31 protein-coding genes and 1 riboswitch are annotated in these 21,201 nt (G+C 23.1%); of the genes, 20 read left to right on the top strand and 11 right to left on the bottom strand.

Features of this window, described 5'->3' with window-relative positions; all coding sequences use genetic code 4:
• Nucleotides 1-29: 29 nt before the first annotated feature.
• On the bottom strand, nucleotides 30-1,076 hold the full coding sequence (locus tag ACQH26_RS07010) for an energy-coupled thiamine transporter ThiT (protein ID WP_425382070.1): 1,047 nt from the start codon (nucleotides 1,074-1,076) through the stop codon (nucleotides 30-32).
• 60 nt (nucleotides 1,077-1,136) lie between these two features.
• Nucleotides 1,137-1,224, bottom strand: a riboswitch (TPP riboswitch).
• Between the two features lie 201 nt (nucleotides 1,225-1,425).
• Here ACQH26_RS07010 and ACQH26_RS07005 point away from each other — a divergent pair.
• Both ACQH26_RS07005 and ACQH26_RS07000 read left to right on the top strand, forming a co-directional pair.
• Nucleotides 1,426-1,599 carry a hypothetical protein gene (locus ACQH26_RS07005; protein WP_425382069.1) on the top strand — a complete coding sequence of 58 codons (174 nt, stop codon included), beginning with the start codon at nucleotides 1,426-1,428 and terminating at the stop codon, nucleotides 1,597-1,599.
• Complete coding sequence (locus tag ACQH26_RS07000; protein ID WP_425382068.1) at nucleotides 1,586-1,993, top strand: hypothetical protein; 408 nt, start codon at nucleotides 1,586-1,588, stop codon at nucleotides 1,991-1,993. Before ACQH26_RS07005 ends, ACQH26_RS07000 begins: the two co-directional genes overlap by 14 nt.
• Here the strand turns inward: ACQH26_RS07000 and ACQH26_RS06995 are convergent, their stop codons facing one another.
• Nucleotides 1,994-2,452 carry an IS630 family transposase gene (locus ACQH26_RS06995; protein ID WP_425383094.1) on the bottom strand — a complete coding sequence of 153 codons (459 nt, stop codon included), beginning with the start codon at nucleotides 2,450-2,452 and terminating at the stop codon, nucleotides 1,994-1,996. It abuts the gene before it with no gap.
• 430 nt (nucleotides 2,453-2,882) lie between these two features.
• Here ACQH26_RS06995 and ACQH26_RS06990 point away from each other — a divergent pair, with 430 nt between their 5' ends.
• From ACQH26_RS06990 to ACQH26_RS06975, 4 genes are all read left to right on the top strand, one after another.
• A complete protein-coding gene (locus ACQH26_RS06990) occupies nucleotides 2,883-3,086 on the top strand; it encodes a transposase family protein (RefSeq protein WP_425382067.1) in 204 nt (67 codons plus the stop codon).
• A gap of 4 nt (nucleotides 3,087-3,090) precedes the next feature.
• Complete coding sequence (locus tag ACQH26_RS06985) at nucleotides 3,091-3,585, top strand: transposase family protein (RefSeq protein WP_425382066.1); 495 nt, start codon at nucleotides 3,091-3,093, stop codon at nucleotides 3,583-3,585.
• A 178-nt stretch (nucleotides 3,586-3,763) separates the two neighbouring features.
• Nucleotides 3,764-3,904, top strand: coding sequence for a hypothetical protein (locus tag ACQH26_RS06980; RefSeq protein WP_425382065.1), 141 nt, complete (start codon nucleotides 3,764-3,766; stop codon nucleotides 3,902-3,904).
• An 82-nt stretch (nucleotides 3,905-3,986) separates the two neighbouring features.
• Nucleotides 3,987-5,225: an IS256 family transposase gene (locus ACQH26_RS06975; RefSeq protein ID WP_425383069.1), complete on the top strand. Its 1,239-nt coding sequence runs from the start codon at nucleotides 3,987-3,989 to the stop codon at nucleotides 5,223-5,225.
• On the opposite strand, the gene ACQH26_RS06970 is transcribed toward ACQH26_RS06975, so the two are convergent.
• A complete protein-coding gene (locus ACQH26_RS06970) occupies nucleotides 5,222-5,620 on the bottom strand; it encodes a hypothetical protein (protein ID WP_425382064.1) in 399 nt (132 codons plus the stop codon). The two genes, ACQH26_RS06975 and ACQH26_RS06970, sit on opposite strands and share 4 nt — an antisense overlap.
• On the opposite strand from ACQH26_RS06970, the gene ACQH26_RS06965 reads away from it, so the two are divergent.
• The 4 genes from ACQH26_RS06965 to ACQH26_RS06950 all read left to right on the top strand — a co-directional run bounded on the left by ACQH26_RS06965 (nucleotide 5,595) and on the right by ACQH26_RS06950 (nucleotide 8,161).
• Nucleotides 5,595-5,816 (top strand): hypothetical protein, encoded by a 222-nt coding sequence (locus ACQH26_RS06965; protein ID WP_425382063.1) that lies wholly within the window; start codon nucleotides 5,595-5,597, stop codon nucleotides 5,814-5,816. The two genes, ACQH26_RS06970 and ACQH26_RS06965, sit on opposite strands and share 26 nt — an antisense overlap.
• A 659-nt stretch (nucleotides 5,817-6,475) precedes the next feature.
• Nucleotides 6,476-6,835 (top strand): helix-turn-helix domain-containing protein, encoded by a 360-nt coding sequence (locus ACQH26_RS06960; RefSeq protein WP_425381993.1) that lies wholly within the window; start codon nucleotides 6,476-6,478, stop codon nucleotides 6,833-6,835.
• Between the two features lie 40 nt (nucleotides 6,836-6,875).
• The gene (locus tag ACQH26_RS06955; protein ID WP_425381862.1) at nucleotides 6,876-7,364 is read left to right on the top strand and encodes an IS630 family transposase; all 489 of its coding nucleotides are present in this window, start codon (nucleotides 6,876-6,878) and stop codon (nucleotides 7,362-7,364) included.
• A 7-nt stretch (nucleotides 7,365-7,371) separates the two neighbouring features.
• Nucleotides 7,372-8,161, top strand: a protein-coding gene (locus ACQH26_RS06950) for an IS5 family transposase (protein WP_425382012.1) whose coding sequence is annotated in 2 segments (ribosomal slippage) — nucleotides 7,372-7,632 and nucleotides 7,634-8,161 — 789 coding nt in all. Because the reading frame shifts where the segments join, the coding sequence is not laid out codon by codon here.
• Here ACQH26_RS06950 and ACQH26_RS06945 read toward each other — a convergent pair.
• Both ACQH26_RS06945 and ACQH26_RS06940 read right to left on the bottom strand, forming a co-directional pair.
• Nucleotides 8,158-8,325: a hypothetical protein gene (locus tag ACQH26_RS06945; RefSeq protein ID WP_425382062.1), complete on the bottom strand. Its 168-nt coding sequence runs from the start codon at nucleotides 8,323-8,325 to the stop codon at nucleotides 8,158-8,160. The genes ACQH26_RS06950 and ACQH26_RS06945 overlap by 4 nt on opposite strands.
• A gap of 499 nt (nucleotides 8,326-8,824) precedes the next feature.
• Nucleotides 8,825-9,685, bottom strand: a complete 861-nt coding sequence (locus ACQH26_RS06940; protein ID WP_353306493.1) for a ribonuclease HIII — start codon at nucleotides 9,683-9,685, stop codon at nucleotides 8,825-8,827.
• A gap of 131 nt (nucleotides 9,686-9,816) precedes the next feature.
• Between ACQH26_RS06940 and acpS the strand changes: the two genes are divergently transcribed.
• The 6 genes from acpS to ACQH26_RS06910 all read left to right on the top strand — a co-directional run bounded on the left by acpS (nucleotide 9,817) and on the right by ACQH26_RS06910 (nucleotide 15,074).
• On the top strand, nucleotides 9,817-10,137 hold the full coding sequence (gene acpS / locus ACQH26_RS06935) for a holo-ACP synthase (RefSeq protein ID WP_425382061.1): 321 nt from the start codon (nucleotides 9,817-9,819) through the stop codon (nucleotides 10,135-10,137).
• A 34-nt stretch (nucleotides 10,138-10,171) separates the two neighbouring features.
• A complete protein-coding gene (locus ACQH26_RS06930) occupies nucleotides 10,172-11,473 on the top strand; it encodes a thymidine phosphorylase (RefSeq protein ID WP_425382060.1) in 1,302 nt (433 codons plus the stop codon).
• A gap of 74 nt (nucleotides 11,474-11,547) precedes the next feature.
• A complete protein-coding gene (locus ACQH26_RS06925; protein ID WP_425382059.1) occupies nucleotides 11,548-12,864 on the top strand; it encodes a hypothetical protein in 1,317 nt (438 codons plus the stop codon).
• A 153-nt stretch (nucleotides 12,865-13,017) separates the two neighbouring features.
• Nucleotides 13,018-13,770 (top strand): segregation/condensation protein A, encoded by a 753-nt coding sequence (locus ACQH26_RS06920; RefSeq protein WP_425382058.1) that lies wholly within the window; start codon nucleotides 13,018-13,020, stop codon nucleotides 13,768-13,770.
• Complete coding sequence (scpB, locus tag ACQH26_RS06915; RefSeq protein ID WP_425382057.1) at nucleotides 13,763-14,344, top strand: SMC-Scp complex subunit ScpB; 582 nt, start codon at nucleotides 13,763-13,765, stop codon at nucleotides 14,342-14,344. Before ACQH26_RS06920 ends, scpB begins: the two co-directional genes overlap by 8 nt.
• Complete coding sequence (locus tag ACQH26_RS06910) at nucleotides 14,337-15,074, top strand: pseudouridine synthase (protein ID WP_425382056.1); 738 nt, start codon at nucleotides 14,337-14,339, stop codon at nucleotides 15,072-15,074. The genes scpB and ACQH26_RS06910 overlap by 8 nt, the downstream gene beginning before the upstream one ends.
• Before the next feature lie 38 nt (nucleotides 15,075-15,112).
• Here the strand turns inward: ACQH26_RS06910 and ACQH26_RS06905 are convergent, their stop codons facing one another.
• From ACQH26_RS06905 to ACQH26_RS06880, 6 genes are all read right to left on the bottom strand, one after another.
• Entirely contained in the window at nucleotides 15,113-15,439 is a 327-nt protein-coding gene (locus ACQH26_RS06905; protein WP_425382055.1) for a hypothetical protein, read from the bottom strand.
• Between the two features lie 192 nt (nucleotides 15,440-15,631).
• Nucleotides 15,632-16,282, bottom strand: a complete 651-nt coding sequence (locus tag ACQH26_RS06900) for a ribosome-inactivating family protein (RefSeq protein WP_425382054.1) — start codon at nucleotides 16,280-16,282, stop codon at nucleotides 15,632-15,634.
• Nucleotides 16,283-16,541: 259 nt separating this feature from the next.
• Nucleotides 16,542-16,790 carry a transposase gene (locus ACQH26_RS06895; protein WP_425382053.1) on the bottom strand — a complete coding sequence of 83 codons (249 nt, stop codon included), beginning with the start codon at nucleotides 16,788-16,790 and terminating at the stop codon, nucleotides 16,542-16,544.
• Nucleotides 16,727-16,957, bottom strand: coding sequence for a transposase (locus tag ACQH26_RS06890; protein WP_425382052.1), 231 nt, complete (start codon nucleotides 16,955-16,957; stop codon nucleotides 16,727-16,729). The genes ACQH26_RS06895 and ACQH26_RS06890 overlap by 64 nt, the downstream gene beginning before the upstream one ends.
• Nucleotides 16,958-16,997: 40 nt before the next feature.
• Nucleotides 16,998-17,357: a helix-turn-helix domain-containing protein gene (locus tag ACQH26_RS06885; RefSeq protein WP_425381863.1), complete on the bottom strand. Its 360-nt coding sequence runs from the start codon at nucleotides 17,355-17,357 to the stop codon at nucleotides 16,998-17,000.
• A gap of 117 nt (nucleotides 17,358-17,474) precedes the next feature.
• Nucleotides 17,475-18,068 carry a hypothetical protein gene (locus ACQH26_RS06880; RefSeq protein ID WP_425382051.1) on the bottom strand — a complete coding sequence of 198 codons (594 nt, stop codon included), beginning with the start codon at nucleotides 18,066-18,068 and terminating at the stop codon, nucleotides 17,475-17,477.
• A gap of 480 nt (nucleotides 18,069-18,548) precedes the next feature.
• Between ACQH26_RS06880 and ACQH26_RS06875 the strand changes: the two genes are divergently transcribed.
• The 4 genes from ACQH26_RS06875 (at nucleotide 18,549) to ACQH26_RS06860 (ending at nucleotide 21,167) form a co-directional block, all read left to right on the top strand.
• A complete protein-coding gene (locus ACQH26_RS06875) occupies nucleotides 18,549-18,749 on the top strand; it encodes a hypothetical protein (protein ID WP_425382050.1) in 201 nt (66 codons plus the stop codon).
• 55 nt (nucleotides 18,750-18,804) lie between these two features.
• Nucleotides 18,805-19,026, top strand: coding sequence for a hypothetical protein (locus ACQH26_RS06870; RefSeq protein WP_425382049.1), 222 nt, complete (start codon nucleotides 18,805-18,807; stop codon nucleotides 19,024-19,026).
• Between the two features lie 666 nt (nucleotides 19,027-19,692).
• On the top strand, nucleotides 19,693-20,967 hold the full coding sequence (locus ACQH26_RS06865; RefSeq protein WP_425382048.1) for a hypothetical protein: 1,275 nt from the start codon (nucleotides 19,693-19,695) through the stop codon (nucleotides 20,965-20,967).
• Nucleotides 20,968-20,987: 20 nt separating this feature from the next.
• A complete protein-coding gene (locus tag ACQH26_RS06860; RefSeq protein WP_425382047.1) occupies nucleotides 20,988-21,167 on the top strand; it encodes a hypothetical protein in 180 nt (59 codons plus the stop codon).
• Nucleotides 21,168-21,201 lie beyond the last annotated feature (34 nt).

Here is a 21,201-nt window from a genome sequence, read left to right as displayed (position 1 = left end):
AAAAAGAAATAGTAATTAGAATTACTATTCTAACGATATCTTTCTACATAGTGACTAACTAAACCACGATAAATAAAAGGTATTGTTAATTGCATAATTGGATAAGTAAATAAAAAAATATGAATAAAATTGTAAACTAATGAGTAAAAAAGAGGATTAAATCCTGATCAAATATTTTTACTTCCGTCAGCATTAGTAATTTGTGATCAAATAAAATATCCTGCTATTGTTTGTCAAAAATAAATAATTAAACAAACTAAAAAACAATGTAAAAAATAATTAATATAAGTAAAAATTGATTTATCAGCTTTTAAATTAAAACGTAATAATGAAATAATAGCGGGCGTTGTCATTGGCAAAAAATAATCTAATAAATAACTTCAAGCACTAATAACATAACCATCACCAATAAATAATAATGACATTAAAGCACTAATCATACCCGTTAATCAGCCACCTGCAAAGCCAATAATATAACTAATAACCATTAAAGGTATATATTTAATAGCAATACCGCCGCCGTATGGCATTTTTGGCAATAAATTTTGTTCAATAAAAGCACAAGCAATAGTTACACCAGTAAATAAACCAATAATTGTATAATCAATAACTAATCATCGTTTAATACCAAATGCAAATTTAAAATTAGTTCATCATCTTGTTTTTAAAATGGCAAAAGTTTCTTCTTTTTGTCATTGATAATGTTTAATTAAATTAAAAATTAATGCAATGGGATTGATACTAAAAATTGATAGTAATGTAACAATAACAATATTTTTATGCATATCTTCTATTTTAACTGTTCATGTAATAACAGATAATAAAATTGATGAAATTAATAATAAACAAAGAATTAATATTAAATAAATTTTACTGCTATAAAATTGTCAACCAGTAATAGTAGTAACTTTAAAAAAGTGATTAATACTACTAGCAGGTAAAATACTAATAATAACTGTTAATGTTAGAAGAGTAATTAAACTAAAAATGGCTGATGCTTTAATTAACATTCCTACCCCCAGTTTGCTTTTAATTTTATTATAATTGATAGTTGTTAATAGTTGTTCTTTAAACATAATAAAATGATAACTCCTTTAATTTATCTTACATAACAAAAAGAAGTTATCATTTTTTAAAATATAAAAAATAAAGTCTCCCTCCGCTAGTACTAACTAGATCAGGTTATAGGGTATTTCTCAGGCAATGCCACCCTTGCTTTATATAATATATGCAAATTAATCCATATTTACTACTATTATAACATTCAAAATATTTTTTTAAATATAAAATATATTTTTTTATGATTTTTAGTTTAAATTAAAATTTGTTCTATTTTTATTTGAAATTTATTTGAAAAAAATAAAATATATTCACTTCTTAAAAATAAGAAGTTATTGGGAAAAAATAAAAAGGAGTTTTTTAAATATGAAAAAGATATCAACACTAATTACAACAACAATTTTAGCAATAGCAAGTACAAACAATTTAAATACCTTATTTATCAATAACACAAATAATAAAATTAAAACAAGTATTAAAAATGAAAATAATAATTGAAAAATAAATGAAATTAAATCTTTAACAAATGATAGTACCTAAAGAATTTGCTAATGGTAAATTTATAAAAACTGATAAAGATAAAAATACTTATGTAGCAACTAATAATAATATTTATAAATGTCTTGCAACACAAACATATTTTCAACAAATGATAGTACCTAAAGAATTAGAAAATATTAGATTTTTAAAAATTAATGAGAGAGACGGAAATGTTTTTATAATAGCTAATAATAGTATTTATAAATGTTTAGCAGGGAAATGAGAATTTAAAAAAATGACATTACCAACTAACATTAATTTTCTGAGTCACATAAGTATTGATAAATATGGAAATATTTATATCACTGCTAATAATAATCTTCATGTTCCTTTTGCGAATAGTATTTATAAGTGTTTAGAAAATGACAACGAATTTAAACAATTAAATATATAGCTAACTAAAGTAATGTTTACTCATATCTTGAAAAACAAAATCAATCGCTTTTTTAATATTTGGTCAATAATTTGGTAATATTTTTCTTATATTATGTTTTATAGCAAATCAAAAATGTTCAATTGGATTTAAATTAGGAGAATATGGCGGAAGAAATAATAGTTTGCATCCAGCATTTTCAATTAATTGTTGTGTTAATTTAGATTTATGAAACGTTGCATTATCTAAAACTATAATTTGTCCACGCTTTAATACTGGAATTAGTTTATTTTTAACATATGATTCAAAAATTTTACTATTGCAATGTCCTTCAAATGCTCATAAGGCTTTTAATTTACCTTTATTTAGTGAACCAATTATACTCATTCTCTTTATTTTATATGCGGGTTTATTATCAAATAATCTTTTACCTTTTTCAGATCAACCATATTTATAAAATTCATTAGACTTACTGCATAACTAGTTAACTTTTCATTTTTTTGTTATTATTAAAATAAAATTTGAATAGTTAAGGATAAATTTTATGACATATTTTGAATTAAAAGATAAACCGGATCAATATTTTCGTAAAATAGTTGGTATTAATAAACTAGTTTTTAATGAAATTTTAAATATTTTATTAGAACCTGTTTAGGATCTTTTTTGATTAATTTTTAATAAAATTTATATTATAATGGTTATTTTATAATAAAAAATAGATTTTTAGTCGATAAGTTTTCAAATGATAAAATCTTTTTAACAAAAAAATGAAAAAGAAAATAAATTATTGGTTAAGTACCTATTTATAAATGATTATTTCTTGTTTTAGTTAAATTCTATTAAAAAGATCCTAAACAGGTTCTTAGATCATCAAAATCTAAAAAATACCACTGGTGGAAGGCCATATAAAATGTCAATAGAAGATAGACTAGTAATGACTTTAAGATATTTATATGAAAATCGTACATATCATAGTATTGGTGCTGAGTATGATATGGTTGATACTACTGCTTTACGAAATATTCGTTCAATTGAAGACATTTTAATAAATAATAATAAGTTTAATAATTTAACAAATAAAAATATTTTTTTAAAAAGAAGAATTCAAAAATAAAATTTTGATAATTGATGTAACAGAAGTAGAAACAGAACGACCAAAATATAATCAAAAAGATTGATTTTCTGGCAAAAAATGAATGCATACTGTTAAGTTTCAAACCATAATTAATGCACATACTAATGAAATTTTAAATATTTTTCCTGATACTGGTAAAAATCATGATTTTAAAACTTTTAAAAATTCAAAGTTAGAATTTTTGTCAGAAACTGTAATTCTTGCAGATAAAAGTTATCAAGGTTTACAAAAAATTCATAGTAATACATTTTTACCCATTAAAACTAGTAAAAATAATCCTAAAACAAGTAAAATTACCATTTTTAATAAGATTATTAATAAAACTCGCAGAAAAATTGAACATGTTTTTGCATTTTTAAAATGTTTTAAAATTATTGGTTATAAATTTAGAAAAGGTAGAAAACGAATATTTTTAAGATTTAATTTAATTGCAGGATTTTATAATTTATCATTAAAACTTAAAAACGTTATGCAGTAAGTCTATTATCATCAATTCCAGATTCATCAATATATACTAAATCTGGAATTGATGATAATGAATTTTATAAATATGGTTGATCTGAAAAAGGTAAAAGATTATTTGATAATAAACCCGCATATAAAATAAAGAGAATGAGTATAATTGGTTCACTAAATAAAGGTAAATTAAAAGCCTTATGAGCATTTGAAGGACATATTGCAATAGTAAAATTTTTGAATCATATGTTAAAAATAAACTAATTCCAGTATTAAAGCGTGGACAAATTATAGTTTTAGATAATGCAACGTTTCATAAATCTATTAACGGTAATGTTTAGTAATCTGTGTAACTTACAAAAATAACTATGTTTAATTAATTCTAGTAAATATAATTAAATGACTAGAAAGAGTGAGTTACAGATGGCTAAAAAACAAAGTATTAATAATAATGATCCAATATCAAAAGCAGTAGATTTATTACTAGAAAATACTGAAGATTTAACAACAGTATTTAAAGAAGGAGGATTATATAAAGAATTAACAAAAAGATTAGTAGAAAAGATGTTAAATTCTGAAATGCAAAATTATTTAGGGTATGAAAAAAATCAACATAGTAATAGTGAAAATGCTCGTAATGGTATAAGTTCAAAAAAATTAATAACTCAACAAGGTAAAATTGAAATTAATGTACCAAGAGATCGTAATAGTGATTTTACTCCTGTAATAGTTGCAAAAAGACAGAGAAGATTTGATGGCTTTGATCAACAAGTTCTTTCACTATATGCCAAAGGAATGACTTTATCAGATATTAGAATGCAGTTGCAAGAGTTATATCATGGTGCAGATATTAGTGAAAGTGTTATTAGTCAAATTACTGATGATGTGATAGATGATGTCAAGGCGTGGCAAAATCGACCATTAGAAAGTATTTATTCTATTGTTTATTTTGATTGTATAGTAGTTAAAGTACGGCAAGATAAACGCATTATTAACAAATCAGTTTATATAGCATTAGGAGTGGATTTAGAAGGCAAAAAAGATGTTTTAGGTTTATGAATTAGTGAAAATGAAGGTTCTAAATTTTGACTAGCTAATTTTACAGAAATGAAAAATCGAGGCTTAAATGATATTTTGATTGCTTGTAGTGATAATTTAACAGGCATGTCAGAAGCAATACAAGCAGTTTATCCTAAAACTGAACATCAATTATGCATAGTTCATCAAATTAGAAATAGTTTAAAATATGTTTCATACAAACATCGAAAAACCTTAGTTGCAGATTTAAAACCAATTTATAGTGCATGTAGTGAAGAACAAGCAATGCAAGCTTTAGAATCATTTGAAAGTAAATGAAATAAACAATATCCGCAAATTACTAAATCTTGATATAAAAATTGAGATAATTTAATGGTTTTTATTAGTTATCCACCAGAAATTAAAAGAGTGATTTATACTACAAATGCTATTGAATCTGTTAATAGTCAATTACGAAAAGTTATCAGAAATAAAAAAGTTTTTCCTAATGATATGGCAGTTTTCAAAATATTTTACTTAGCAATTGAAAATATAACAAAAAAATGAACAATGCCCATTCAAAATTGAAATACAGCAATTGCTCATTTTATGATAAAATTTGAAGATAGAATTAATCTGAACTAGTAACTTTGTAAAACAAAGATACACAGATTACATAAAAGCCTCGTATTTTCTGATGAACCAGTTAAAATAATATGACTACCTGCTCATGTTAGTGTTTCTAAAGTTAAATTAACTAGAAGATTACGTCCTCAATTAGTTACTAATGCTATTGGTTTATTATTTTGTTGTTCCATAGTTTTAATTGTTTTATTTGCTAAAGATATTACTTGTTTAATTTCAATATCATTATTAGCATAATTATTTTCATTTTGTGAATTAATAATTAGTTTTTTAATTCGTTCAATTTCTTTTTTAAAATTTGGATGATATTCAAATTCTGTTTCTACACAATTTTCAATTTGATTAAATTTCTGTATTAAATCATTAAGTATGGAAATATTTGAAAAATATTTCATTAATTTTTGATGGTCTTCTTCAAATAAAAGTGTTTCAAATATTTCTTTATATTTTTCAAAGTCAGTGGTATTAAATTGATTGATTTCAATGGGATTTGTTTTGTTTTTTTTATTAAAAAAAACATCTCGTGATCAACTTGAAGCTGCTGAAGTGAAAAATGTGCCAAGTGCAGTATCAAGTAATACCATAACATAATTTTGTCAGTTTCAAAATATAGCATCAATATAATCTTGGGATGTATGTTCTTTACTATCAATGGGAAAATTAGAAACTACTCTTTGTAAATTTTTACTAGTAAGTCCAGTATAAATTTCTAATAATCCTAAAAATTTATATGCAATATTTCTTATTATTCCTGGTTTTGTTTGATCAATAAAATTTTGTATTATTGTTAAATATTTATATAATTTTAATAAAACATTTAAATCTCTATTATTAGAATTTTCTTTAAATAATTTTAATTGTTCATTAAGTGCGTTGGTAGTTGTTATAAATTTATTAAGATTATTAATAGTTTTTATAGTAATACCTTCTAAGAACCTGTTTAGGATCTTTTTTGATTAATTTTTAATAAAATTTATATTATAATGGTTATTTTATAATAAAAAATAGATTTTTAGTCGATAAGTTTTCAAATGATAAAATCTTTTTAACAAAAAAATGAAAAAGAAAATAAATTATTGGTTAAGTACCTATTTATAAATGATTATATATTTTAAAATCAGAGGTATATATAGCTAACTAAAGTAATGTTTACTCATAAATAATGTAAAATAATAATATGTAATTTAAACAGTTTTTGAATTTAAAAGTACAATTCAGCAATAATTAAAATAGATTAGGAAGATTAAATTATGCCAAAACCATACAGTGAAGACTTACGAAGAAAAGTAATAGAAGCTTATGAAAGTAAAAATATGAAAATTAAAGAAATTTGTAAAGTGTTCAATATCACTAGAAAGACTTTATTTTTATGAAGAAAAAGAAAAAAAGAAACTGGGCATATAAAACCAATTTTGAATTATCAAAAAGGACATAGCCACAAAATAAAGGATTTAGATGAATTAAAAAATTATTTAGCAGAAAATAAAGATGTTACAGTTCAAAAAGTAATTGATAAATATGGAAATATGACTAAAGAAACAGTTTATAACTATTTTAAAAAACTAAATTATACATATAAAAAAAACTTTTCTATATGAACAAAGAGATAAAAATAAACAAGAAGATTTTTTAAAAGAAATAGCTAAAATAATGAATGAAGATTTAGTATATATTGATGAATCTGGAATTGATGATAATGAATTTTATAAATATGGTTGATCTGAAAAAGGTAAAAGATTATTTGATAATAAACCCGCATATAAAATAAAGAGAATGAGTATAATTGGTTCACTAAATAAAGGTAAATTAAAAGCCTTATGAGCATTTGAAGGACATTGCAATAGTAAAATTTTTGAATCATATGTTAAAAATAAACTAATTCCAGTATTAAAGCGTGGACAAATTATAGTTTTAGATAATGCAACGTTTCATAAATCTAAATTAACACAACAATTAATTGAAAATGCTGGATGCAAACTATTATTTCTTCCGCCATATTCTCCTAATTTAAATCCAATTGAACATTTTTGATTTGCTATAAAACATAATATAAGAAAAATATTACCAAATTATTGACCAAATATTAAAAAAGCGATTGATTTTGTTTTTCAAGATATGAGTAAACATTACTTTAGTTAGCTATATTATGCATAAAAATTATCCAAGTCATGTCACCAAAGAACAATTTGAGAACATAAAATCAATTTTAGAAAATAGCAAAAAGAAAACAAAACCAAGAAGTTTAGATTTATATGAAGTATTTTGTGCAATTTTATATGTATTAAAAAGTGGTTGTCAATGAAGAATGCTACCAAAAAATTTTCCAAAATGACAAACTGTATATTATTATTTTCAAATTTGAAGTAAAAATAACGGTAAAGAAGCTAGTGTATGGCAATTAATTTTAAAAAAAATTGGTTAAAAAAGTTCGTATCAACAATAATCGCAAAGAACAAACTAGTTTTTGTATAATTGATTCGCAAAGTGTTAAAAATACAGATACTACTGAAAATAAAGGTTATGATGCTGGTAAAAAGATTTCAGGAATAAAGCGTCATATTATTGTTGATTCTCAAGGTTTACCACATGCAATTTACATAACCACAGCAGAAAAAACAGATCGTAATAGCGCTATAATAATGATTGAAAATGAAAAAGAAAATCTTTCTGCAGTTCAAAAAATAATAGTAGATGCTGGTTATACTGGTGAAAAATTTGCTTCTGAAATCAAAACAATCATAAATGCAAATGTTGAAATTATAAAACGCAATGAACTACATACTTTTGTAGTATTACCAAAAAGATGAATTGTAGAACGAAGCTTTGCTTGATTAGAAAAATACAGAAGATTATGAAAAAATTGTGAAAGAAAACTAAATACTAGTTTACAAATGGTTGTTCTTTCCTTTATTTCAGTTTTATTAAAAAGATTCTAAACAGGTTCTAAGAATTGATCTTCGGGTGATAATTTTCTTTCTTTTTTTTGAAAAGTTTTTAAATCTAAATTATCATCAATATATTTATCAATATCATTGTATTCTTTTTTATATATTTCTATTGTATTTCTATTAAAGTTTATTTTTAATAATTCTAAAATCACTATAATTACTGTTCCATTTTTTTCAACAAATGTTAGTTTTTGTCAGTATTGATTGTTATTAATGATAATAGTGCTTTCATTAAAAAAAGTTAAACTATCAAAGTTATTTCTAATTTGGGTTTCATATTTTCAATTTCCATTATCATCAAGGATTTTTTGTGTTGTTCCTCCATAACGACTACTACAATTTATTCAATTATTTTCTTCACTATCTTCTATTTCGATGATTGTACTTTAGTTATTATTATTTATAGAAGGTTGTTGATGAGTAATTCCATAATTACTATGTTTATTTTTTTCTAATAAAGGTTTTTTTCTTCATTTGGCATTTTATTTTCTCCTTTAAGTATAAAAGTCCTATTTTGTTTTTATAAACAAAATAGGACTTAAAAATATATTTAAACATATATCTGATTTGGATTATATCATTTATTTAATAGTTTTTAAATAAAAAATATCTTTTTATATATAGTTTTAATAAAAATTAAGTTTTAATTATTTATTTAAAAAATTCAGTAAATGATTTTTTGCTATGACGTTCAAGAAATTTATTAAATTCAATTGTTTTTTCGTTTTTAATTTTTTCTAAAAATATATTAACTTCTTTTCCAGTACCTAATGGAATTGTATTAGTGTCAATACCTTTTATTTTTTTAATTTCTTCTAAAAATAAATAACGACTAATAATAGTACTACAAGCGATGGCTAAATACTTACTTTCTGCATTAGTAACAAATTGAACTTTATCTTTAATAATTTTATTACGATTATCTTTCATATTTTCAATGTATTTATAATATGTATCTTCATTAATATATTGATCAATAACTATAGTATCATATTGAATTCTATGTTGTAACATACGAACTAATGCTTGATTTTCTCCTCATGTTTTAATAATATTGGGGCTATAACCCGCATCAATTCATTGATTATATTTACGATTGTTAATGATTACTGACTCAAAAATAATTGTTTTCATAATATCTTGTGCTAATTCAATAAATTTACTTTGTGATAAGTCTTTATAATCGCGAATGTTAAGTAAACGTAATTTTTCTAAATTACCCGAACCAATATAAGAACTAATAATAACAAGTGGACCAAAAAAATTATTAATACCAAATTCAGCATTGCCAATGACTGGTGATTGATTTTCATCAAGTTGATTTCAAATACTGCGATATTCTGCAATAATATCCTCTTTAGTACCTTTAAAAATAACTTTTTCTTGATAAATTTCAATTGTTATATTATGATATTGAAATAATTCATAACTACTATTTTTATTATCAACTTTATAGTTTTGGTAGTGTTCTTTAATTAATGATTTTTGTTTTTGATTTAAGTAAAATGTCATTAATATACCACCATCTTTTCAAAATTTATTTGATTTATTGAAATTAATATCACACTTTCTTTCATATTAATTATATAATAAAAACAAGGATTTTAGGGTTTTAACCTTTTATTTTATATAAGGAGTTAACAATGCGTAGTGTAGGTATAGATATTATTGAAGTAAATAGAATAGAAAATATTGAAGAACTTGCTAAAAGAATTTTAAGTAAAAAAGAAATTATACTTTTTAATCAATATTCTTTACAACGTCAACAGGAATTTTTGGCAGGAAGATGAGCATTAAAAGAAGCAATTTTTAAGGCATTACCACAAGAAAAGTTAACATTTAAAAATATTGATATTAGCTATAATCAATATAATCAACCAATAACTATCGTTAAGAATTATCAATTACTTTTATCTTTATCACATAATGAAACTAATGCAATTGCAATTGCAATTGTTATTTAATAAAAAGAAAGTAAGGTGTTTTATTAAAATGTATATGATTGATTTAATCTCTAAAAAGAAATTAGGACAAAGTTTAAATAAAGAAGAACTAAAATTTTTAACAGAAGGTATTGCCAATGAAACAATACCAGACTATCAAATTAGTGCTTGAGCAATGGCTGTTTATTTTCAGGGAATGACTAATGATGAATTAGTAGAATATACAAAGGCTATTATTAATAGTGGTGAAACCATGGATTTATCACAAATTACTGGTTTTAGTATTGATAAACATTCAACTGGTGGTGTTGGTGATAAAACTAGTTTAGTATTTGGTCCAATAGCTGCTGCTTGTGGATTAAAGGTTGCAAAAATTTCTGGAAGAGGATTGGGCATTACTGGTGGTACTATTGATAAACTGGAAATAATTCCAAATTTTAAATGTGATTTAGCAATATCAGATTTTATTAAAGTTGTTAATAAAGTTGGTATGAGTATTATTAGTCAAACTAGTAATTTAGTGCCTGCTGATAAAAAATTATATGCATTACGTGATGTTTCAGGAACAGTTGATTCATTACCATTAATTGCTGCTAGTGTTATGTCTAAAAAAATAGCAATGGGTGCTGATTTAATTTTATTAGACATTAAATGCGGAAAAGGTGCCTTTGTTCAGGATATAGTAACTGCAAGAGAGTTAGCAAAATTAATGGTACATATTGGTAAAGCTTTTAATAAAAAAATTTATGCTATTATTAGTGATATGAATAAGCCTTTAGGACAAACAATTGGTAATGCACTAGAATTACAAGAAGTTATTTTAAGTTTAAAAAATAAAGGACCAGAAGATTTGAAAATTCTTGTTAGTAATTTAGTAGCTTTAGCCTTATTGGGAGCTAAAAAGGTAAAAACCTTAAAAGAGGGTATTGATAAAGTTAATGCTATGTTTACTAGTGAAAAACCACTACAAATTTTTTATGATTTTGTTAAAAGTCAAGGTGGAGATACTAAATATCTTGATAATATTGATAAATTACCACCAGCTAAATATATTATTAAAGTTAAGGCGCAATTATCGGGCTATTTAGATTTTACTAATAATTATGCTTTAGGTGAATTATCAGTAATATTAGGAGCAGGAAGAACTACTAAAACTGATATCATTGATCCAGTGGCAGGAATTTATTTAAAACAAATTCATGGTCAAAAAGTTGAAAAAAATAGTGTAATTATGGAACTTCATACTAATAAAGATCAACATTTCCATCAACAATTTTTAGATTTGGCAATTTCTACATTTCAGATTACTAATAAAAAATACGATATTAAACCAATAATTTTAGAAATAATAATGTAATTTAGTTTAAAATTGTTTATAATGTTACAGTATTTTAAAAATATTAATTAAATGAAATGATAAGGAGCGTTTTTGTGAAATCTTTATTAAAATTACTGGGCACACTTGCTTTAGCAACAACACCAGTTGTAACGGTTGTTGCTTGTGATAGTGAAAATAATCAAATGACTCCAAGGGATATTCTTAATTTTGCTGCCTCTTTTGTTACTGATAGTAGTCTGAAAATTAAAGATGATCTTAATTTATCAGATGATACCAATATAGGAGAAATGAAAGGTAAAATTTTTAGCGAATTAGATACTTCTGTGCAAACCGCCATTGGTAACTTTTTTTCTAATAAACTTAAAGAAAGTACCAATGAACATCCAACAAATTGATATCATCCTGATGCACATGTCAAAATTATGGACTATGTTCCCAAAAAAGATAATGATAATGATGAAAAGGAAAAAGCTAAGTTTGTTTTACCAACTGGTAGTCAATTAGTCAATGGTTATTTATGAGTAAAAGCGAAGATCTCTTATTTAACTTTACCATCAGTTACTAAAGATATTAAAATTACAATTAATAATGATACAAGTCATACTAGTGATCAAATAAAAGCAGATGCAATTAGAGACTTTATTAAAGAAGAAATTACTAAAGGTAATCTAAATATTAATGTTGAAAATTTACCAATAACTGGAAAAATTGATGCACCTTCAAAAGAAGATATTGCTAGAACTCAGTTATCATATATCAAACAAAATTTAAATGTTGCTATTAAAGATAAAGTTCAATATTCTGATTTAGGTTTAGGTTTTGTATTTTCAGGTGATTTTTCAAATGATGCTAAATCAACTTTATTTAAAATGACAAACCCAATGATTACTAATAATGATGATAAATCAATTGTATTCAATGGTAATGTTAGTAATATTACTATTAATTTCTTAATTGGTAATGATGGTAAATCTACTTTTAATATTGGTGATATTGAAAGTAATACTGCTATTAAGATTAACCAAACTTTTGTTGATGCAACAACACAAATTTCAAAAATATTTTCTGAGTGAACAGTTGATACAGTACAGGAATTACCAAAAGTTTCAGACAAGTATTCAGATTATGACAAAGATGGAAAAATAAAAAAACAAGTTATAACAAATGGTTATTTTGCTAATATTAATAAAATTTATAGTATTCTTGTTCCCAAATGAAATGATAGTGTAATAACTATTACTAATCCCGAAAGTGGATTTAATCTTAATCCTAACGAAAAAAATGGTTATTTTAATTTAAACTTTAAATTAGAATATGACCTAAGTAAAGACTTTCCAGATATAAAGACATCTTCAAAATTTGAAATAAATGTTGAAAATATTCATATTACGTTACGTGAAGTTAAATAATAATATTTAAATATATAATAACTTTTAAAACTTATTTTAATCATTAAAAAATTAAAAATAAGTTTTTTATTTATTAAAGATTAATCAAGTACTATTAAATTAAGTTATAATTAATATTAATAAGTATAAAATGATATTGAGGGAACGAGAATAATGTTACAACCAGTAATTACAATTGAATCTTTTCAAGGACCAATGGATTTGCTTTTGCATTTAATTAAAGAAAAAAATATTGATATTTTAGATTTAAATCTAAATGATGTTACTAACCAATATGTTCATTTTATTAATGAAGAATTAATTAAAAACATTGATTTAGTAAGTGAATATTTACCGATTGCTGCTTATTTATTAGAATTGCAATCCAAACAATTATTACCAAAACAAGAACTAGTGGTAGATAGTGCTTATGAAAATGAAGTTAATCGTCAAAAATTAATTGCTCGTTTATTAGAATATAAAAAATTTAAAGAAATAAGTAATTATTTTAAAGAACAGGCTCTATATAGAACCCAATTATTAACAAAAACACCTAGTGATTTAAAAACATATTTAGTTGATGAAATTACACCAATTTTGGTAAAAAATAATATTAATAAATTAACACAATCAATGTTAAACTTATTTAATAGACTACAAAATGAAAATAAATTACCAGTTAATTTAGCATTAAACTTAATTTCAGCTGAAGATCGAGCTAAAGAAATTAAACAGTTACTGAAAAAAAACCCCAAGCAACACTTTACTTTAGAACAATTATTTTTTACTAAAGCATTAACTTTACATTATTTTATTATTACTTTTATTGCAATTTTAGATCTTGCAAATCATCAAATGTTACATATTATACAAACTAATACTTTTACTGAAATTACAGTAATTTATCGAGGTGAGAAAAATGAATAATAGCAATTGAAAAACAAACGAAAGATTAGCAGTTTTACAAGGTTTATTATTTATTGCTGGCAATGAAGGCCTTGATTTATTAACACTTGCTGAATATTTAGAATTAACAAAAAAACCAAAGACTGTTGAAAATTTAATTGCATCTTTACAAATGAAATTAAATGATGATGATACCAGTGGTTTAAGTTTAATTAAAGTTGGTAATATTTATAAATTAACAACAAAACCTATTCATTATAATCGCTATCAAGTATTAAAACAACAACCTTTAATACGTTTATCACAAGCGGCTTTAGAAACACTAGCTATTATTGCTTATAATCATCCAGTTACTAAACCACAAATTGAAGATATTCGTGGTGTAAATTGTGATTCTATTATTTTTAAACTAAAAAGTTTAAATTTAATTACTGAGATTGGTCGTAGTGAATTACCAGGAAAACCATTTTTATATGATTTAACTGATGAATTTATGGATCATTTTAATATCGAATCTTTAACTCAATTACCAACTTTGCCTCAATTTAATAACCAAAATGATGAACAAGAAATCTACAACTTTACTAATGAATAATGATTTAGAACGCTTGCAAAAAGTTATTGCTAATTCTGGAGTATGTTCACGACGAAAAGCAGAATTACTAATTATTAATGGGCAAGTAACAGTTAATGGGCAAATTATTACAACGTTAGGTTTTAAAGTTACAAGTAGTGATGTTATTAAAGTTAATAATCAAATTATTAAGCAATCTAATCATATTTATTTAGCATTTTATAAACCACCTAATTGTTTAACAACAGTCAGTGATCCTAAAAATCGACCAACGGTAATGAATTATTTTACTAATATTAATAGTAAAATTTACCCAGTCGGTCGTTTAGATTTTGATACTTCAGGTTTGTTATTAATGACTAATGATGGTGAATTTACTAATGCTATTATTCATCCTCGTTATAAAATAGATAAGGTATATGAAGTATTGGCAAGTGGTATTTTGTCATCAAATGCTATTAAAAAACTACAAGACGGTATTATTTTATCAACTTCATTTACAACTTCTCCTGCTATTGTTAAAATAATTTATAAAAATATAAAAAAAGAAAATACTTTACTACATCTAACCATTTATGAGGGACAAAATCAACAAGTTAAACGTATGATTAAAGCAGTAGGAAGTAGAGTAATTACTTTAAAACGTTTACAAGTTGCTAATATTACTTTAAAAGGTTTAACAATGGGTGAATATCGTTATTTGACAGAAGAAGAAGTAACAACATTGATGAAATTGAGTCAAAAGAGTTAAAATAAAAGAATAATTTATTTTTTAAATATAACAACTTTTTATACTTTCTGCGTTGTCTTTATATCAAAAACCTTATTTATTTCAATAATATTATCAGCAAAATCGTTTGCTGATTTTATTTCCTCTTGTAATTTTTTATTTGTAATAATATCATTTTTAAAATTTTTCAGTATTTCAATAAGATTATTTAAGTTTTGAAATTTATTGTCTTCTTTAGCAATAGTGTATTTTTGTTTTTCACAGATTTTAATACTGGTATCTATTCAATTTTGTAATTTTTTTATTTTTCATTTTTGATTTGAAGTTATTAATGGTGGATTTTGATAATTGTTAATTGCATGATACATGCTTGTGCTAAAAACCATTATTCTTAGAACCTGTTTAGGATCTTTTTAATAGAATTTAACTAAAACAAGAAATAATCATTTATAAATAGGTACTTAACCAATAATTTATTTTCTTTTTCATTTTTTTGTTAAAAAGATTTTATCATTTGAAAACTTATCGACTAAAAATCTATTTTTTATTATAAAATAACCATTATAATATAAATTTTATTAAAAATTAATCAAAAAAGATCCTAAACAGGTTCTTAATCCATTATTACTTAATTCTTGGTGAAAATATTTATTTAAGTTACCTTTATTATTTAAAAGATAATTAATAGCATTATGTGTTCCGCGATCTCAATTTCTTATAATTTGTTGAAAAAAAAATCAACTTTGTATTATTGGATTTATAGGTCTTTGACTTTGAAGAATAAAACATTTAACACTTCTGAAACGAATACTTTCTGATGTAGCTAGAATTGCTCCTATTAATGAGCATTTAATTTCATTTTCATTTAAGTTAGAATTTGTTAACAATAAAAAATCATTATGTATTGTTTGTCAAGAATAATTATTATGTGCCTGGAGTCCATTACTTGCTACATAACTTCCTACAAAAGGTAAAGATTGGCAAATAATATTTTCTATATTAGGATTTATTAATGTGCTATCTTCAAAATAATAATAAGTTGTTTCAAAAGTAAATCCTTGTAGGTATAAAGTTTTTGAACAAAAAAATAATTTTAACGTTTTTTGTTCAATATTTACAGTAATTGAAAAGTAATCATATTGTGCTTTTTGATTTATATAATAAAACTCTGAGTTAGCATTTGAACTATAGCTAACTAAAGTAATGTTTACTCATATCTTGAAAAACAAAATCAATCGCTTTTTTAATATTTGGTCAATAATTTGGTAATATTTTTCTTATATTATGTTTTAGAACCTGTTTAGGATCTTTTTTGATTAATTTTTAATAAAATTTATATTATAATGGTTATTTTATAATAAAAAATAGATTTTTAGTCGATAAGTTTTCAAATGATAAAATCTTTTTAACAAAAAAATGAAAAAGAAAATAAATTATTGGTTAAGTACCTATTTATAAATGATTATTTCTTGTTTTAGTTAAATTCTATTAAAAAGATCCTAAACAGGTTCTTATAGCAAATCAAAAATGTTCAATTGGATTTAAATTAGGAGAATATGGCGGAAGAAATAATAGTTTGCATCCAGCATTTTCAATTAATTGTTGTGTTAATTTAGATTTATGAAACGTTGCATTATCTAAAACTATAATTTGTCCACGCTTTAATACTGGAATTAGTTTATTTTTAACATATGATTCAAAAATTTTACTATTGCAATATGTCCTTCAAATGCTCATAAGGCTTTTAATTTACCTTTATTTAGTGAACCAATTATACTCATTCTCTTTATTTTATATGCGGGTTTATTATCAAATAATCTTTTACCTTTTTCAGATCAACCATATTTATAAAATTCATTATCATCAATTCCAGATTCATCAATATATACTAAATCTTCATTCATTATTTTAGCTATTTCTTTTAAAAAATCTTCTTGTTTATTTTTATCTCTTTGTTCATATAGAAAAGTTTTTTTTATATGTATAATTTAGTTTTTTAAAATAGTTATAAACTGTTTCTTTAGTCATATTTCCAAATTTATCAATTACTTTTTGAACTGTAACATCTTTATTTTCTGCTAAATAATTTTTTAATTCATCTAAATCCTTTATTTTGTGGCTATGTCCTTTTTGATAATTCAAAATTGGTTTTATATGCCCAGTTTCTTTTTTTCTTTTTCTTCATAAAAATAAAGTCTTTCTAGTGATATTGAACACTTTACAAATTTCTTTAATTTTCATATTTTTACTTTCATAAGCTTCTATTACTTTTCTTCGTAAGTCTTCACTGTATGGTTTTGGCATAATTTAATCTTCCTAATCTATTTTAATTATTGCTGAATTGTACTTTTAAATTCAAAAACTGTTTAAATTACATATTATTATTTTACATTATTTATGAGTAAATATTACTTTAGTTAGCTATATTTCATTTTCATTATCATCAATTAAATCATCATATAATTTAATTTGTTTTAATAATGTAAATTCTTTTTGTTCTTTAATTAATTCATCAACTTGATTTCTAGTATAAAATGCTTTTAAGTCAATTTTTTTAACATCTATTTCATCATCATTATAACTTGAAAATATTTGTTTTAATTCTGTTAGTCTTGCCCATATTTTCATTCTACTAGGTGCTAAATCTCAAACATTAATTGTAGGAGTACTATTTGCACTAAATTGATTACCATTATTAAATTGAATAGTTGCATCAACATTAAATTCAATTGGTGTACGATTAAATACTCAATGTTCAACCATAACATAAACCATATCTCTTAATGTTTCTTTAATTAATTCATCTTTAAAACTATCAAAAGGAAATTTAGATAAAATAAAATCAAGATAAGCATTAATATCATTTTGAGCACGAATAGCAAAAGTTTTAAATCAATCATTAACATTAGGCCATGTTTGTATGTATTGCTGTGGCGTTTCTGTAATTTTTCCAGTTAATGGATATCAGTTATTATAATTTTCAAGACTGACATCAGTTCAAAGTTTATTAATCATAATTTATCATTCCTTAAAAAATGCTTTTTTATAATGCTTAGTTTTTGTTTTAGTTTTTTTATGTGTAATATGAATAACTTCTTTTTGTAATTTCTTTTTACCTTTTTCTATAACTTGACTATATGCAAATTTTTCTAAATGATGTAATAGTCCAGTACCAAATAAAGTATTAACTGAAAATTTTAAACCAACACTTTTAAATGATTTATTAATATTTTCAATAGGATTATTAATAACATTTACTACTTTATGATAAGTTCTTATTATTCTAAATATTTCTCTATAAACTTTAAAACTATCTCTAATTACTTGTTGAACAACTGGAGGAGCAAATGCAATTGCTTTTAATCATTTATTATGACTAACTCCATAACCAATGTATCAACCACTATATCATCTATAGCTAACTAAAGTAATATTTACTCCTTATTAACATATATAAGTTAAAATTAAATTATTTAAAAGAAAGGAAAATTAAAAATGTTTATATTACCATTTCCTAATTATTTTGATTGAAACAAACACTATTTTAATCAAGATGAATTAAATTTACAACAAACAGAAGAATTATTTGCAAAAATAGATGATTATTTATGAAGCATATGTGATAAATCTGAATATAAATCATATAGATTTAGAAAAAGAAAATTAAAAACAAAAAAAAGGTTTATTAAATTATAAACGACGTATTTGTATACATTATAACCCAAAAACACAAAAAAAGGAATTTGTTTCATTGCTAGATAACTATCTTGGTGTTAAAAAGTATAGTAAATTAGCACCAGATGTTATTAAACAAATTTTAAAATATTTTGCTGATGATAAAAAATATCGTGATGTTTGTGATACTTTTATTGAAGATTTAATAAGTAATAGTACAGTTTGTAGAACATATCAAAAATTTGAATTACCAAAAGCAAATATCCCTAAAATACTATTGCAACCAAATCAGTATTAAACCAAGCATTAGTTGAAAATATTGGTTGCTTTACTGAAACCAATATTAAACAAATTTTAAAGCATATGATTGGTGATAGAACCTATAACATTGATATGTATACAAAAATGGTTAATTTTAAATGCTATCAAATAAATACAGCCATACAATTATTATAAATTAAAATTAAAATTTTAAAAAAACCAAAAATAAAATAAAACTTATTAAAGATGCTTTAATAAGAATTTTTGAATTATAAAAGTAAGTATTATTGTTGACTAATATTTTTCAAGTGTTAAGATTAACATACAATTGCATATTGAAGTCAAAATTATTCTCGTCTAACTTTATAATTTTAAGACAAATTTGAATCTTATTGATAACATCGGTACGCTCCCATTTTATTTTAAAAAGAAATATATTGAAATTAAAGGTTATTTAGAAAAATTAAATAACATTTATAAATTTAAAAAATATCCATAAATTAAAATAATTAAAATCTTAGTTATTATGTTTAATAATACTTACTGACAATAGATATTTTTCATAAATTAATATTTATTAATTTATGAAAAATATTGTAAATTATATAATATTTGATAAAATATAGTTATTAAACATACAAGTTTTTTACCCATTCCTTTATTTTAAAGTAAATGGGTTTTTTAATTAAAAGGAGATACTAAAATGTGACCAACAACACCTATTATTGAAGCAGAATTTAATGATAAAGATGATAAAAATGCTATTTCTACAAAATTTAAAGAAAATGATGAAAATTGACATAATGGTAAAACTTTTCTATTTGAAAGTGAAGAAAATGAAGATGAAAATATAAAACATTGTCAATTTAAAACAATTATTGAAGAAAATAATCGGAATTATTTTATTTATGATGAAATAATAGAAATTAATAATAAACCTGTTTTATTATTAGAATTACATGATGATGAAAAAGAAGAAGTTTGACAACAACTAATTTATCTTGAAAAAGATGAAGTTGTTCAACAAATTAGACATTTAAGTAGTGATCAATTCTTCAATGAATTTAATGAAAATGAAATTTCAAACAATAAGAAATTTATTAAATTAACTGAAAATGATACAACAACTATTGTTAGAATGCCATTTTTAGATTTTATTAATAGTGTCAATCAAGGACAAACAGAAGAGTGAGACACTAGTATAAAAGATTCAAAATTTAGAAAAATTTTATGAAAAATATCAAAAGTAACAATGTTTTTAGTTGCTTGAGCTGGTATTGGTCTTTTAAGTGGTTTAGTTGTTGGTCCATTAATAACTCCTCTTGTACCACCACTTGTTGCAGGAGCACTAATTGCTTTAACTTGTGGAGCTATCGTTGGTGGAACTGTTATAGCATGAGAAACATATAAAGACAAAATAAAAGCATGATTATTACCTAATTGAAAACGTAAAAAAGATTTACAATTACAAAAAGAATTAAGAAAAGGAAAGACAAAATCAAAACAATGATTTTTAAGTTTAACGCGTGAAGCAAAAGTACAGGCATTTGCAAAAAGTTTTGGTAAAATTTGAGATAGTAATAAAAGTAAAACATTTGAAAATATTCAAAAAGAATTAAGTAAAAAATTTGAAAAAAATAAACAAGATGTAAAAACTCAAGAATTTTCAAAAATTTATGCTCAAAAAGTTCAACAATGAAATGAAAATTGAAATGAAACAGTTAAATTTTCAGAAAATTTAAAACCTAGAGATATCAGCAAAATAAAAGAAGTTTTTAATGAAAGTGATGCAACTAAAAAGCATATGTGTGATGGTTTTTTTTATAAACCAAAACAAGTATGAGAAGAATTTCAAGAAGAAAAAATAATGGAAAATGTAAGAAATTTATTTGAAAATCCTGAAAAAAATGATAATCTTGAAAAAGAAGATATTAGAAAGAAATCACCAGTTAAAAATATGAGAAGAGCAAGTTTATAATTTAAAAAAGGAGACACATTATGGATGAAAAAGAAAAAGAAAAAGTAGATAAAATACTCACTAAATCAGCTATGCAAAGAGCTAAAGATATGAAAGAAAGACTAGCACAAAAAGCTGAGAAAGCAGCACGTGAAAAGGAAAAAGCAGATAGTGCTAAAAAAGATCAGCAATCAAAAAAACATATTTCATTTTCAAAATAAATAGTTTTTTAAAAGTCTACTGATAAATAAAAAA

Origin of the sequence: Spiroplasma endosymbiont of Melieria omissa, assembly GCF_964031175.1 — a bacterium.
GTDB classification, from domain to species: Bacteria; Bacillota_I; Bacilli_A; order Mycoplasmatales; family VBWQ01; genus Spiroplasma_E; species Spiroplasma_E ixodetis_A.
Note: the sequence above shows the minus strand (reverse complement) of the source record. Positions and strands in the feature narration are given on the sequence as shown.